This window comes from Micrococcus sp. EYE_212, from assembly GCF_023147585.1.
GTDB lineage: Bacteria > Actinomycetota > Actinomycetes > Actinomycetales > Micrococcaceae > Micrococcus.
On the sequence record NZ_JAHXOZ010000010.1, the window covers coordinates 51,135 to 64,602 of the forward strand.

At 75.8% G+C, this 13,468-nt stretch carries 13 protein-coding genes; 5 read left to right on the forward strand and 8 right to left on the reverse strand.

What is annotated here, in order from left to right:
* Window positions 1-168 precede the first annotated feature (168 nt).
* Window positions 169-885 (forward strand): RNA polymerase sigma factor, encoded by a 717-nt coding sequence (locus KZX60_RS07905; protein ID WP_248117193.1) that lies wholly within the window; start codon window positions 169-171, stop codon window positions 883-885.
* A gap of 310 nt (window positions 886-1,195) precedes the next feature.
* Window positions 1,196-1,783 (forward strand): hypothetical protein, encoded by a 588-nt coding sequence (locus KZX60_RS07910; RefSeq protein ID WP_248117195.1) that lies wholly within the window; start codon window positions 1,196-1,198, stop codon window positions 1,781-1,783.
* Window positions 1,784-1,803: 20 nt separating this feature from the next.
* Here the strand turns inward: KZX60_RS07910 and KZX60_RS07915 are convergent, their stop codons facing one another.
* The 6 genes from KZX60_RS07915 to KZX60_RS07940 all read right to left on the reverse strand — a co-directional run bounded on the left by KZX60_RS07915 (window position 1,804) and on the right by KZX60_RS07940 (window position 8,083).
* Complete coding sequence (locus tag KZX60_RS07915) at window positions 1,804-2,910, reverse strand: hypothetical protein (protein ID WP_248117197.1); 1,107 nt, start codon at window positions 2,908-2,910, stop codon at window positions 1,804-1,806.
* Window positions 2,903-3,319: a chorismate mutase gene (locus KZX60_RS07920; protein WP_248117199.1), complete on the reverse strand. Its 417-nt coding sequence runs from the start codon at window positions 3,317-3,319 to the stop codon at window positions 2,903-2,905. The genes KZX60_RS07915 and KZX60_RS07920 overlap by 8 nt, the downstream gene beginning before the upstream one ends.
* Before the next feature lie 10 nt (window positions 3,320-3,329).
* Window positions 3,330-4,466 (reverse strand): tRNA 2-thiouridine(34) synthase MnmA, encoded by a 1,137-nt coding sequence (gene mnmA, locus KZX60_RS07925; RefSeq protein ID WP_248117201.1) that lies wholly within the window; start codon window positions 4,464-4,466, stop codon window positions 3,330-3,332.
* A gap of 311 nt (window positions 4,467-4,777) precedes the next feature.
* Window positions 4,778-5,998, reverse strand: a complete 1,221-nt coding sequence (locus KZX60_RS07930; RefSeq protein WP_248117203.1) for a cysteine desulfurase family protein — start codon at window positions 5,996-5,998, stop codon at window positions 4,778-4,780.
* Window positions 5,999-6,042: 44 nt separating this feature from the next.
* Window positions 6,043-6,741 carry a TrkA family potassium uptake protein gene (locus tag KZX60_RS07935; protein WP_248117205.1) on the reverse strand — a complete coding sequence of 233 codons (699 nt, stop codon included), beginning with the start codon at window positions 6,739-6,741 and terminating at the stop codon, window positions 6,043-6,045.
* Window positions 6,734-8,083, reverse strand: coding sequence for a potassium transporter TrkG (locus KZX60_RS07940; RefSeq protein WP_248117207.1), 1,350 nt, complete (start codon window positions 8,081-8,083; stop codon window positions 6,734-6,736). The genes KZX60_RS07935 and KZX60_RS07940 overlap by 8 nt, the downstream gene beginning before the upstream one ends.
* An 89-nt stretch (window positions 8,084-8,172) precedes the next feature.
* Between KZX60_RS07940 and KZX60_RS07945 the strand changes: the two genes are divergently transcribed.
* The 3 genes from KZX60_RS07945 to KZX60_RS07955 all read left to right on the forward strand — a co-directional run bounded on the left by KZX60_RS07945 (window position 8,173) and on the right by KZX60_RS07955 (window position 11,168).
* Complete coding sequence (locus KZX60_RS07945; RefSeq protein ID WP_248117209.1) at window positions 8,173-9,111, forward strand: DnaJ domain-containing protein; 939 nt, start codon at window positions 8,173-8,175, stop codon at window positions 9,109-9,111.
* A gap of 109 nt (window positions 9,112-9,220) precedes the next feature.
* A complete protein-coding gene (locus tag KZX60_RS07950; protein ID WP_248117269.1) occupies window positions 9,221-9,700 on the forward strand; it encodes a tRNA (cytidine(34)-2'-O)-methyltransferase in 480 nt (159 codons plus the stop codon).
* Between the two features lie 7 nt (window positions 9,701-9,707).
* Entirely contained in the window at window positions 9,708-11,168 is a 1,461-nt protein-coding gene (locus KZX60_RS07955; RefSeq protein ID WP_248117211.1) for an anti-sigma factor, read from the forward strand.
* Between the two features lie 58 nt (window positions 11,169-11,226).
* Here the strand turns inward: KZX60_RS07955 and KZX60_RS07960 are convergent, their stop codons facing one another.
* Complete coding sequence (locus tag KZX60_RS07960; protein WP_248117213.1) at window positions 11,227-12,027, reverse strand: PIG-L deacetylase family protein; 801 nt, start codon at window positions 12,025-12,027, stop codon at window positions 11,227-11,229.
* Complete coding sequence (locus KZX60_RS07965) at window positions 12,024-13,397, reverse strand: trypsin-like peptidase domain-containing protein (protein WP_248117215.1); 1,374 nt, start codon at window positions 13,395-13,397, stop codon at window positions 12,024-12,026. The genes KZX60_RS07960 and KZX60_RS07965 overlap by 4 nt, the downstream gene beginning before the upstream one ends.
* Between the last annotated feature and the right edge of the window lie 71 nt (window positions 13,398-13,468).

The window sequence follows — 13,468 nt, forward strand, 5'->3', positions numbered from 1 at the left end:
CGTTCCTCCTCGTCCGCTTCACGTCCGGGCGTCCCCGACACTTCGGATCGTAGCGCCCCGGGCGGACGCCGGGCGCCCTCGGCCGTCACCGCCGCCCGGAACGTCACCGATTCGTGACGACGGCCGACCCCGGTGGGAACCCTGCGCCGCCCGCGGACATGATGGGGCATGGACACCTCCTCGACTCCGCCGCTGACGGACCTCGGCGACGACGCCCTCTGGGCCCGCGTGCGGGGCGACGACGCCGGCGCCTTCGCCGCCGTCTTCGATCGCCATCAGGCGCGAGTGCACCGTCACGCCCGGCGCTGGACGGTCACGCCGCACGACGCCGACGACCTCGTGGCCGCAGTGGTCCTGGAGGCATGGCGCCGCCGGGAGGACGTGAGCGTCGTGGACGGATCCGTCCTCCCCTGGCTCCTCGCCGCCGCCAACAACGTCCAGCGCAATCGTGCCCGCTCCGCCGTGCGCGGCAGCCGTGCCATGGAGCGGCTGCGCCGCCGCAGCGCGATGTCGGCCCCCGACCACGCGGACGACGTCGCCGAGCTCGTCGACGCCGAGCGGCGCGCCGACACCGTCCGGCGGGCGTTCGCGCGGCTCGACCCGATCGCCCAGGACGTCCTGACCCTCTGCGTGCTGGAGGACCACCCGATGGCCGCTGCGGCCGAGGTGCTCGGCTGTCCCGTCGGCACCGTGAAGTCACGGCTGAACCGGGCCCGGCGCAGCCTGCGCCGGGCCCTCGAGGACACCGCACCGGACGCCCCCGTCACCGCCCTCCCCTCGGTGCCGGCCGCCGGCCCCGTCCCTGCCCGCCATTCCGACACGCCTCGCATCGTCACCCGCCCCGCGTCGCCCACCCTCACCGAGAGGACCGCCTCATGTCCGTGAGCACCCGTCACCAGCCCCCTGCCGACGCGCTCGGCCCCGCCCTCGACTCCGCACTGCTCGGCCGCGCAGACCGCTCCCCCTCCCCCGATCGGGTCGCGGCGCTGCGGGATCGCATCCTGGAGGACGCCTCGTCGGAGGCGGTCCTCCCGGCCTCGGAGACCGACTCCTCGCGCCGTCCCCGCGCTCAGCGGTGGCTCGCCGCGGCCGCCGTCGGCGCCGTCGTCGTCACGGGCCTCGGCGTGGTGCCGGGTGACGTCGCGGAGGCGGAGGCGAGCCAGGTCCTCGCCGACACGGCCGCGACGCCGTCGACGTGCCCGATCCGACGCTCGCGGCGGACGGCAGCGTGCTCTCCCAGGAGCCCTCGACCTCCTACCGGGCGGACGCGATGGGGCCGGGCAGCCTGCCGCAGAGGCTCGAGGTCGACAGTCTCGAGGAGGTGCCCCGGGATCCCGACCAGCTGATCCGGTTCTTCCGGGACCGGTATCACGGCGGCTCCGCCTCGAGGGACGAGAACCTGTTCGTGCAGCTGACCGACACGCTGCGCGAGCCCGGCCTCCCCGCCGACCTGCGTCGAGGCCTCGTCGCGGCCCTGGCCCAGGCACCCGGGGTCCGGGTGGAGGAGGCGGTCACGCTGTCCGATGGGCGCACGGGCGTCGGCGTGAGCCGCGCCGAAGTCCTGCGGATGGGCGCCGTCGAGCAGATGGTGCTGGACCCGACCACGGGGCAGGTGATCGGCGAGCGCGATCTCGTCGGATTCGGCGTCGGGGAGTTCGGGACGACGGAGGTCGTCTCGGAGTCGACCACCCGGCTCTCGATCGTCGACGAGGCCCCGAGGGCCCAGGTGCACATCGACGACCACAGGGGACCGAACGGGGAGGACATCACCCACCTCCCCTGAACCCCGGGACACCCGTCGTCTCAGCCGAGGAGCTCGCCGACCCGCGCGTCGAGCTCCTCGGCGTCGGTGCGCAGCCGGCGCAGCACGGCTGCGTCGTGCCGCCCGCCGACCGTCAGCGTCACGCGGCGCAGCAGGGCGGGGTCCATGCCCATCCGGTCCCACGTCCGGACGATCGTCGCGGGCCGCTCGGCGGTGCGCAGGGTGACGCGGCGGCCGGCGTCGGCCCAGCCCGCGACGACGCCCCACTCCTCAGGCGTGGCGCCCGGCCCCTCGAGCGCGCCCACGGGGAGCACGAGGGACACCGGCTGCCGCGTCGTCCCCGACTCCGACGGGGGCGGCGCGTCCGGGAGCGCCTCGGCCGCGAGCGCAGCCAGCGCGGCGTGGTCCGGCGCGCCGTCCTCGGACCCCACGCCCGCCCGGCCCGGAGCGAGCCACGCATCCTCGATCCCCCCGCGCGCCATGAGCCCGGTGAGCAGCTCGCGCCACACGTGCCGCGCCTCGTCTCGGGGCATCGAGCGCACGGTGCGGTATCCGCTCGCGGTGGGCAGGGCTCCGGCGAGCACCGCGGCGGCCCACGGCTCGTCCAGCACGACGCCGAGGCGGCGCGCCCCGGTGGTCTCCCGCAGGCGCCCGAGCGCCTCGATGAGCCCTTCCCGGTAGGACTCGGCGACGTCGCGGCGTGCACCGGCGTCGATGAGCACGCGTTCACCGCCGGGCAGCCACAGCGCCCCGAGCAGACTCAGCGGCCCGCGCACGCGCACCGCGAGGCGCTCGGTGGAGACCCCCTCGGCGCCGGCCGTGTCTGCCCAGCGGTGGGCGTCCTCGCGCCAGAAGGACACCGCCCGCCGCCGGTCCATGCCGGAGCCGACGACACCGGGCGGGCTCACCCGCCAGCCGTGGGGCTGCAGGTCCACGGGGAGCTCGTGCAGGAGGGCGGCCGAGCGTCCCACGTCGTCCGCGCCGGGGCCGCGGTCCGGCAGCTCGGGGAGCACGGGCCAGTGCTGGCCCTCGAGCTCCCCGTGGGTCGCGCGGTGGGCCTCCGCGGCATCGGACCCGGACCACGGGGACCCGCCGAGGGCGCGCACCGACGTCGCCGACGGTGGCTCAGTGGCGACCGGCTCAGGCACGGGCCCCTCCGTCAGCATCACGGGCGGCGTCCTGCCGGACCACGGGGACCGTTCCGGTGCGGGGGCCGACGTCCTCGCCCGCCGCGATGGCGCGGTGGTGGCGGATGACCTCGGCGATGACGAAGTTCAGGAACTTCTGGGCGAACGCGGGCTCGAGCTCGGCGTCGTGGGCGAGGCGCTGGAGGCGCTCGATCTGCGCGGCCTCTCGTCCCGGATCCGAGGGAGGGAGGTCGTGCTCGGCCTTCAGCCGGCCGACGCGCTGCGTGAACTTGAAGCGCTCGGCGAGGAGGTAGACGAGCGAGGCGTCGATGTTGTCGATGCTTCCGCGGATCGCGAAGAGCTCGTCGAGGACGGCCGGGTCGGTGGACGCGTCGAGGGAGCTGGCATGCGGGTCGTAGTCGGCGCTCATGACGGGAAGACTACGCACCCGCGGGAGCGGCGAGGCGGGCGTTGCGCGCGGCGTCGATGGTGGCCTGGCCGAGCACGCGCGTGCCCCGGTAGAGCACGGCGGACTGTCCGGGGGCGACCCCGCGCAGTGCCGCGGCGGGCTCGATCTCCCAACGGGGGGCGCCGTCGTCGCCGGCGGCCTGGCGGGCGCGGGCCGGGACGATCTCGCCGTGGGCGCGGAACTGCAGCTCGCAGTCGAACCAGTGCCCGGCGGCGGCCTCCGGCAGCGGCGACCCCGCCCACGTCGGGCGGATGCCGGTGATGCGGTCCACGTCCAGCAGGTCGCGGCCGCCGACCACCACCGTGTTGTCCTTCGGGCGCACCTCCAGGACGAAGCGGGGCCGGCCGTCGGCGGCCGGGCGGCCGATGGCCAGCCCCTTGCGCTGGCCCACGGTGTAGGCCTGGGCGCCGGCGTGGGTGCCGAGGCGCTCGCCGTCGGGGCCGACGATGGGGCCGGGCTCGAGCTCGATGCGCTCGGCGAGCCAGCCGCGCGTGTCCCCGTCAGGGATGAAGCAGATGTCGTGGGAGTCCGGCTTCTGGGCGACCGTGAGGCCGCGCTCGGCCGCCTCGGCGCGCACGAGCGCCTTGGACGGGGTGTCCGCCAGCGGGAAGAGGCAGTGGGCCACCTGGTCCGCGGTCAGCACGCCGAGGACATACGACTGGTCCTTCGCGTCGTCGGCGGCGCGGTGGAGCTCGAGCGCCCCGTCCGCGCCGGGGCGCACGGCGGCGTAGTGGCCCGTGCAGACGGCGTCGAAGCCGAGCTCGAGGGCACGCTCGAGCAGGGCCGCGAACTTGATCTTCTCGTTGCAGCGCAGGCACGGGTTGGGCGTGCGGCCCGCGGCGTACTCGGCCACGAAGTCGTCCACCACGTCCTCCTGGAACCGCTCGGAGAAGTCCCACGTGTAGAAGGGGATGCCGAGCCGCTCGCACGCACGCCACGCGTCCTGCGCGTCCTCGATGGTGCAGCAGCCCCGCGAGCCGGTCCGCAGCAGGCCCGGCATGCGAGACAGCGCCAGGTGCACCCCGACGACGTCGTGACCGGCGTCCACCGCCCGCGCGGCGGCCACGGCCGAGTCCACTCCCCCGGACATGGCGGCGAGGACCTTCATGGGGATGCCTTTCGACGGGGAGCAGGGCTGGACAGTCTACCGAGCCGGCCCCAAGACCGTGCATGGTCGCCGCCGCCCGATGGGTCCTCCTGCCGCGAAGGCGCGGGGGGGGATCAGGAGCGCAGCCGCCAGCACCGCAGAGAGGCCCAACCCCCACCAGAAGAGCGTCCCGGCCGCTCGGTGACGACAGGCACGCCTCTGCACTCGACGCCGTCCCCGTCGGCATGTCCCCTCCATCTGCCGCGCGCTCACGCGACCCCAGGGCAGACGATCACCTCAGCGCCCCCAGGACGAGGGGCTTCATCGACTGCTCACCGTCCGGAAGGACGCAGCCGCCCCAGCGCCCCCACGAGCGCCGCCACGTCCTCCGCCGTGCTCGTGTGCCCCAGCGTGAACCGCTGCGTCGCCCGCGCATCCGCCTCGGTCCGCCCCGGCAGCGCGAGCACCACGTGGGACGGCTCGGCGACGCCGGCCGTGCACGCCGAGCCGGAGGACGTGTCCAGCCCGGCCATGTCGAAGCCGAACAGCAGCGCATCCGCGCTCTTCCCCGGCACGGTGACATGCACGTTCCCCGGCAGCCGCCGTGTCCCGGCGGGCAGCCGCTCCCCCGTGGCCGGGTCCACATCGCGCGGCCCGGTGAGCGTCACGCCCCCCACCGCGTCGACGGCGGCGATCACCTCGTCCCGCAGCGCACCGAGGCGCTCGGCCTCGCCCGACTGCTCGGCCACCGCCTCCTCGACGGCGGCCGCCAGCGCCGCCGCCAGCGCCGCCGACACCGTCCCGGAGCGCAGGCGCCGTTCCTGCCCTCCGCCGTGCGCCACCGGCTCGAGCGACACGTCCCGCCGCACGAGCAGCGCCCCCACGCCGACGGGCGCGCCGAGCTTGTGCCCCGACAGGGCGAGCGTCGCCGGCCCGGACCCTGCGAAGTCCACGGGCACCGCGCCCACGGCCTGCACCGCGTCGGTGTGCATAGGCACCCCGTGCTGCGCCGCGATCCGTGCCGCCTCCGCCACGGGCTGCACCGTGCCGATCTCGTTGTTCGCCCACATCAGCGTCGCCAGTGCCGTGCGGTGCGGCGCCTCCGCGAGGGCCGCCGCCCACGCGCCGAGGTCGACGGCGCCGTCGTCGTCCACCGGGACGAGCACCGACTCGGCGCCCTCATGGGCCACGAGCCAGTCGACCGTGTCCAGGACGGCGTGGTGCTCGATCCCGGTGTGCACGATCCGCGTGCGGCCCCGGTCCGCCGCGCGGCGCGCGCGGAAGAGCCCCTGGACGGCGAGGTTGTCCGCCTCCGTGCCCCCGGAGGTCAGCACCACCTCGGACGGGTGCGCCCCGACGGCGGCCGCGATGCGCTCGCGGGACTCCTCGAGCCCCAGCTTGGCGCGGCGGCCCGTGGCGTGCAGCGAGGCGGGGTTGCCCACCTCCCCGGCCGCGCCGGCGAACGCCGCGAGCGCCGCGGGCCGCGCCGGGGTCGTCGCGGCGTGGTCCAGGTAGACGCGTCGGGGCGTGGTCACGGGGCGGGTCTCGGGCACGGGGCGAGTCTACGGAGCGCGGGCACGGACGCCGCCGCCGCCCCTCAGCGCAGCGCCGCGAAGGCCTCCACGGCGCGCGTGGGGCCGGCCACGAGCAGCGTGTCCTCGGGCACGAGCACGTGATGGCCGGGCGGGTACGCCCATCCGTCGCCGCTGCGCAGGGCGACGACGCGCACCCCGGTCTCCCCCGCCAACCCGGCCGAGCGCAGGTCCTGCCCGAGGTGGCGCTGAGGCGCGGACGTGCGCACGATCGCGAAGCCGGGCTCGACCTCCACGAAGTCGTCGAGGGCGTTGAGCACGAGGTGGGCCACGCGGCGGCCCATGTCCCGCTCGGGGTGGACCACGTGGGCCACGCCCAGCTGCTGGAGGATCGCGCCGTGCCGGGGGTCGTTGGCCTTGGCCCACAGATGCGTGACGCCGAAGCGCAGCATCAGCGAGGTCGTCAGCACGGACCCCGCGAGGTCTCCGCCGATCGCCACCACCACGTGGTCGGCCTCGTGCACGGACAGCTCGCGCATGGCCTCCTCGTCTGCGGTGTCGGCGCGCACCACGTAGGTGAGCCGGCCATGGAGGGACTGGACGACGGCCGGGTCGTGGTCGACGCCCAGCACGTCACGGCCGGAGGCCATGAGCTCGAGGGCGACGGAGGCACCGAAGCGGCCGAGGCCGAGCACCACCACGGTGGAGCCCAGGGCGCCGGTGGACGGCTTGGCCGAGAACAGGGAGCGGAGCGGATCAGCCAATCAGGGGCCTCTCTTTCGGGAGTTCGTAGTGGCGCGTGCGGGTCTTGAGGGCCAGGGCGCCGGCCACGGTGGCCGGGCCGATGCGCCCCACGAACATGAGCACCATGAGCACCAGCTGCGCCAGCGGCGGAAGCTGGGCGGTGATGCCGGTGGACAGCCCCACGGTGGCGAACGCGGAGACGCATTCGAAGAGCACTTGGTCGGTGGTGAAGGACGTCATGCCCATGAGCAGCACCGTCCCCGTGATCACCGCGGCGGCCGAGAGCATGATGACCGTGATCGCCTCGCGATGCGTCGAGCGGGACAGGCGGCGGCCCATCACGTTCACGGCCGCGTCGCCGCGCAGCTCGGTGACGACGACGGCGCCCAGCACCACGGCCGTCGTGATCTTCACGCCGCTCGCCGTGCCGGCCGGGCCGGCGCCGATGAACATCAGCAGGTCCGTGGCCATGAGGGTGACGGGGTGCATCTGCCCGTAGTCGAGGGAGTTGAAGCCGGCGGTGCGGGTGGTGACCGACTGGAAGAACGCGGCGAGGACGCGGGAGGCCGGGTCCAGGGCACCCAGCGTGCGCGGGTTGTTCCACTCCATCACGAGGTACATCGCGGTGCCCGCGGCCAGCAGCGCCACGGTGCCGACCACCACGATGCGCGCCGTGAGCGGCCAGCGGCTTGGCCTGCGGAAGTGCCGGACGAACGTGACGTACACGGGCAGGCCCAGGCCGCCGGCGATGATCGCGGCGGCGATCGGCAGGCACACGAACGGATCGGCCACGAAGTCCATGAGGTTCGCCGAGTGCAGGGCGAAGCCGGCGTTGTTGAACGCGGAGACGGCGTGGAAGAGCCCGTGCCACGCCGCGGTGGGCAGCGGCAGGCCGTGGCCGAGCCAGAACCGCAGGGTCAGGCACGCCGCCACGCTCAGCTCCACCGCCGCGGAGACCGTCACGAGAAGGCGCAGCACGCCGGGCAGGTCCCCGATCCCGGAGGTGCGCGAGGAGGCGGCCGCGTCCAGCCGCTGGGTCAGCCCGAGGCGACGCATCACCAGCAGGCCCATCAGGGAGGCGAACGTCATCACGCCGAGGCCTCCGAGCTTGATCAGGCATAGGATGACGACCTGGCCGAACCCCGTCCAGAACGTCTCGGTGTCCACCACGCCGAGGCCCGTCACCGTGGTGGCGCTCGTGGCGGTGAAGGCCGCCTCGAGGAGCGTGGGCGCGCGGCCGGCATAGGACGCGGGCAGCCGCAGGGCGGCGGTGCCGAGCGCGATCACGACGAGGAAGGACAGGACGACCGCCTGCACGGGACGCAGCCGCGGACGGCCGGGCATGCGTGGCGCTGAGGGCATGGGCACGAGCCGGGAGTCTACACCCGCGTGGGGCGCCACGCGGAGCACTCCCGCGATTCCCGGCGCGAGGCGTGCGACACAATGGTGCGATGGCGCACGACGACGGGGACCACCGCACCGCGTATGAGGTCCTGGGCGTGCCCCGGGCCGCCACGGAGGAGGCGGTCCGCCGCGCCTACCGCCGCGCGGCCCGGCAGACCCATCCCGACGTCGGCGGGGACCCCGCGGCCTTCCGCGCGCTCACGAGGGCATGGGAGACCCTGGGGGACCCCGAGGCCCGCCGGCGGTATGACCTGTCCCTCCCGACGGACCCCGCGCGGGGCGCCGCCGGGCCGGGGGCGGGAGCACCGTCCGCGCGCGCGGCCGAACGGCCCGGCGCGACGCCCGTCCGCTACGACCCGCCGCCGGGCGAGGCGTCCGCGGACCTGGCCGTGCTGGACCTGGCCCGATCGAGCCAGCGCGTGCACGGCGCGCCCCGGCCCCGGGGCCTCCTGCCGGACGAGCACCGCGTGCTGCGTCAGGCCCGGACCCTGGACCTGCTGATGCGCCACGTCCTCGACGCGCTGCCGGCCGCGCGCATCCTGACGGGCCTGCGCCTGGCCGGCCGCTGGGGCCGGCCCCTGGACGTGGACCACGCGGTGCTCTGCGGGCACCGCCTGGCGCTGATCGGATCGGTCCAGGTGCCGGACGGCGTCTACACGTGGGACGGCACGGACCTGCGGGCCGGGACCCGCCCCGTCGCGCCGCCGCTGCTGGGGCCGGCCATGATGGCGTGGCAGCACGCCCTGCCGCACGTCACCGTGGGCGGCTTCGTGCTCGTCATGACGGACCGGGACGCCATGCACACGCCCGTGATCCGGCACGCCCGCGGCGCGGACGACCCCGCCGCGCAGGAGGACCTCCTCACCGAGCCGCCGGCCGCGGGCAAGACGTTCCTGCGGGACCTGCTGCTCTTCCTCGGCTCGGGCGAGCACCGCGACCTCGTGGACCGCCGGGTCCTCGGCGCGCTCGTCGCCCGGCTGCACTGACCGGGCCCGGCACTACCATGGGCGGGTGCCCGATCTCCCCGCGTCCGCGCCCCTCAACCCCCATGCCGCAGCGGAGCGGGGCCCCGCCCCCGGCACGCCCGGGTTCCGGATCCTCCTGCACTCCCCGGAGATCCCCGGCAACACGGGCAACGCGATCCGGCTCGCCGCCATCACGGGTGCGGAGCTCCACCTCGTGGAGCCGCTCGGCTTCGGCTTCGAGGACGCCCACCTGCGCAGGGCGGGCCTGGACTACCACGACCTCGCCGTCGTGACCGTGCACCCGGACCTCGAGGCGGCGTTCGCCGCGCTGGGCCCCGCGCGGGTCTTCGCGTTCACGGCCCGGGGCGGCGTGCGCCACGACGAGGTGGCCTACGAGGCGGGGGACGTGCTGATGTTCGGGCGCGAGTCCACCGGACTCGACGCGGAGGTGCTGGCCCACCCGCGCGTCACCGCCACGGTCCGCCTGCCGATGCAGCCGTCCCGGCGCTCCCTGAACCTGGCCAACGCCGTCTCGGTCGCCGTGTTCGAGGCGTGGCGGCAGCACGGCTTCGCGGGCTCCGCGGCCCCGGACGGCGATTCCCTACACTGAGGTCACCATGGACACGACTGACGCGCACGAGACCCCCGCCCCCGCGCTCGAGGAGCAGGGCGGGCGCTCGCCCTCCGACCCGCTCACGGTGGACGCCCTGCTGCGTCAGAGCGCCCGGGGGGACCGCGCGTCCTTCTCCGCGTTCTACGACGCGACCGTGCCGTGGGTGCACGGGATGGCGGCGGCCATGTTCCGCTCCCCGCGGGACGCGGCCGAGGCGACGCTGCAGACCTACCTCGCCGCGTGGGAGGCGGCCCCCGAGGCCGAGCTGGACCTGAGCGAGAAGGACGACGCCGCCCACCGCGAGCGCCTCGTGTTCGCGTGGCTGGAGGTGCTGGCCCACCGTGTGATGACCGGACTGCTGCGCGAGGAGGCGGAGCCCGGTCGGGGCCGCCTCCCCGACGGCGCCGGGCCGGCCGCCTCCGACCGGCACGCACCTCCGGAGGACCTCAGCGGGCGGGTCGATCCCGCCGCCTTCGAGGCCGTCCGCGGTGCGTGGCTCGGCGGCCTGACCGACGCCCAGCTCGCCGAGCGACTGGGCCTTCCGCGCGACACGGCCCGCACCCTGGTGCGCACCGGCGTCCGCCAGCTCACAGCCGCGCACCGCACGCTGACCCGCGGACTCGACCAGCCCGCCGACGCGGACGCGGCCCGCACGACCGACGTCCCCCTCGGCGCCACCACCGCCGAGGACCTCCAAGCCGGCCGCGGCGCCCAACTGGCGGACCTGGCCGCCCTCCATGCCCTGAGCCCCGAGGACCACGCCGCGGCCGTCGACGCCGTGCGCCGCCGCGGCGGCGGTGACCTGGCGGTGTGGCGATCACGCGTGGACGGCGCCCGCCGCGCCGTGACATGGGCCTTCCGCGGCGTCGTGGCGGAGCCGCCCTCGGCCCTGCTGGACGACCTGCTCCACCGCCTGCCCGCTCCGGCCGCGGAGGACGCGGCCGGCAGACCCGTCCGTCCGCCCCGGGACCGGCGGCGACCGCTGAAGATCGCGCTGCTGGCCCTCCTGACGCTGCTCGTGGTGGCCGCGGGCGCGTGGGTGGCCTGGGACCAGTTCTCCCGTCCCGGGATCGTGCACCGTGTGGAGTCGGCCCAGGACCTCTACACCACGTCCACGTATCCGGGGCGCCAGGGCGGGACGCTCCAGGCGTTCCTCTCCACGGATCAGAACAGCGGGTTCGTCACCGTCAACGGCATGCCCCGGCTTCCCGAGGGCAGGGCCTACCAGGTGTGGCTCTACCCGAAGGACGGCTCGGCCCCCTCCTCGCTCGGGCAGTACGGCTCCGGCGACTTCGGGGACCCGCTGGCGTTCCGCGGTCTGGACCGGTTCGCCGCGCTCTCCCTCACCGAGGAGGCGGACGACTCTCCCGCCGTCCCCACCTCGAAGCCCCTCGTCAGCATCAGCCTGGACCCCGGCTCGCACACCGGGCCCCAGTACGGCGGACGCCCCTCCGGCCACGGCTGAGACGCACCGACCCGCATCGATCGCGGCCCCCGCTCCTCTCGGGCGGGGGCCGCGGCCGTCAGAAGCCGGCGATCGTGCCGGGGCCGTTGACGGTGACGAGGTGGAAGGCCTCGGCCGAGCCCGCGGGGCCGGCCGGGCCCGCGGCGGCACGGTGGTTCTCCGCCAGCATCCCCCGCACGTGCCGGCGCATCCCCTCCAGGTCCGGGTGCTGGGAGAGGTGCGCGTCGAGGGCGCGCAGCTTCACGTCCTCCAGCCCCGTGACGTCCACGGCGAGGTTCCTCCGCTCGGCGGGCGCCGTGTAGAGCATCAGGTGGCGGATGCGGAACGCCTCGAGGCCGGCCTCGGCCAGCTCCGGGTAGGCGTACGGGTTCTCCACCGCGGGGTACGCCGCGCGGACCACCGCCTCCCCGCACGCGAGATGGTCGGGATGGGCGGCCTGCATGCGCTCCCAGTCCCGCTCGGGGTGCGGGGAGAGGACGACGTCGGGGCGCACCTCGCGCATGAGGCGCACGAGCGCCCTGCGGACCCGGTGGTCCGGCTCGAGGTGGCCGTCCCGCTCCCCCAGGAACCGCACGTCCTCCACGCCGATCGCGGCGGCGGCCGCGCGCTGCTCGGCATGCCGGCGGGCCGTCATGGCCTCGGGCCCCGCGGAGTCGAAGCCGCCGGCGTCGCCGTCGGTCACCACGCACAGGACCACGCGCAGCCCGGCCGCGCAGAAGCCCGCCAGGGTCGCCGCGGCGCCGAAGTCGAGGTCGTCCGGGTGGGCGCCCACGGCGAGGACGGTGCGCCAGCCGCGCTGCCGGGCGAGCGCCGCGGGGGTGACCAGGGCGGTCGCGGCCGCGTTCGTCGCGGGCGTCACGCGGCGCCCCCGTCCGCGAAGGTGACGTCCGCGGTCCTCTCCTCGCCGCCACGGCGGTAGTGCACGGTGGCGGTGTCGCCCACGCGCTGCTCACGGACCACGGCGGTGAGGGACTGCGCGTCGGAGACGGCGCGCTCCCCCACGGCGGTGATGACGTCGCCGGACTCCAGCCCCGCCTTCGCGGCCGCGGAGTCGGCGACGACGTCGCGCACCCGCGCGCCGGCGCTGAACACGGCCGCCGAGTCCTCCGATCCGCCCTTGGCCTGCGCGGGCTCGGGGGTGACGCTCACGCCGAGCATGCCGTGGGTGGCCTCGCCGTCCTCGATCAGGTCCTGCGCGATCCGGTGCGCGTAGTCCACCGGGATGGCGAAGCCCACGCCGATGTTGCCGGCCTCCCCGGAGCCACCGGCGCCGCCCGCGGAGGCGATCGCCACGTTCACCCCCACGAGGCGGCCCTGGCCGTCCACGAGGGCGCCGCCGGAGTTGCCCGGGTTGATGGCCGCGTCGGTCTGCACCACGTTGATGTACACCTCGCCGTTCTGGGCCTGCTGCGCGGAGTTCGGCAGCTCGAACTGGAAGCGCTCCGAGCCGGGTGCGCCGGCGGCGGCGTCCTGCTTCGGGGCCTCCGAGGAGGCGACCGCGATCGTGCGGTCCAGCGTGGAGATGATGCCGTCCGTCACCGTGTTCGGCAGGCCCAGGGGCGCGCCGATCGCGATCGCGTCGTCGCCCACCTTCAGGTCCTTCGAGGAGCCGAGCTCGATGGGGGTGAGCCCCTCGGCGTCGATCTTCAGCACCGCGAGGTCGGAGAGCGGGTCCGTCCCCACCACCGTGGCGGCGTACACCGTGCCGTCCGAGGTGCGGACCGTGAGGGACGGGTCGGCCGCCTGCCCGCCCAGGGTCACCACGTGGGTGTTGGTCAGGATGTGGCCCTCGGCGTCGAGGATCGAGCCGGAGCCGGACCCGGAGCCCTGGGGCGAGGTCGCGGAGATCGTCACGACGGAGGGCAGCGCCTTCCCGGCGGCCTGCCCCACCGCGGTGGCCCCCGTGGGCGGGACGGAGTCGACGGGCGTCGCGCCGGCCTGGGCCTGCTCTCCCTGCCCCGCACCGCCCTGGCCCTCCTGGGCGGTGCCGGCGACGGCGGCCGGGGCGTCGTCCGCGAGGCGGCTCACGCCGGCGCCCACGCCGCCGCCCACGAGCCCGGCGGCCAGCACGGCCGCGGCGAACGCACCCATGCCCACGCGGCGCGCCGGACGCACGGCCGCCGCGCCGGAGCGCGTGCCGGCTTCAGGCTCATGATGGGGGGTGGCGCCCTGGTGGAGGGTCGCGTCCTGGAGGGGGGCGGTCTGCGGCCCCCGCGTGGTCTCGTCCACGGCGTCCTGCCTCTGCTGCTCGTTGCCTGGAGGCCCGGTGCGGGCCACGCTCTGCGAGCGGACCCGGGCCC

Excerpts from the sequence above, each read along its gene's own strand:
- mnmA (WP_248117201.1), bottom strand. The coding sequence starts at position 4,466 with ATGAAGGTCCTCGCCGCCATGTCCGGGGGAGTGGACTCGGCCGTGGCC.
- KZX60_RS07945 (WP_248117209.1), top strand. The coding sequence starts at position 8,173 with ATGGCGCACGACGACGGGGACCACCGCACCGCGTATGAGGTCCTGGGC.
- KZX60_RS07955 (WP_248117211.1), top strand. The coding sequence starts at position 9,708 with ATGGACACGACTGACGCGCACGAGACCCCCGCCCCCGCGCTCGAGGAG.
- KZX60_RS07920 (WP_248117199.1), bottom strand. The coding sequence starts at position 3,319 with ATGAGCGCCGACTACGACCCGCATGCCAGCTCCCTCGACGCGTCCACC.
- KZX60_RS07940 (WP_248117207.1), bottom strand. The coding sequence starts at position 8,083 with ATGCCCTCAGCGCCACGCATGCCCGGCCGTCCGCGGCTGCGTCCCGTG.
- KZX60_RS07905 (WP_248117193.1), top strand. The coding sequence starts at position 169 with ATGGACACCTCCTCGACTCCGCCGCTGACGGACCTCGGCGACGACGCC.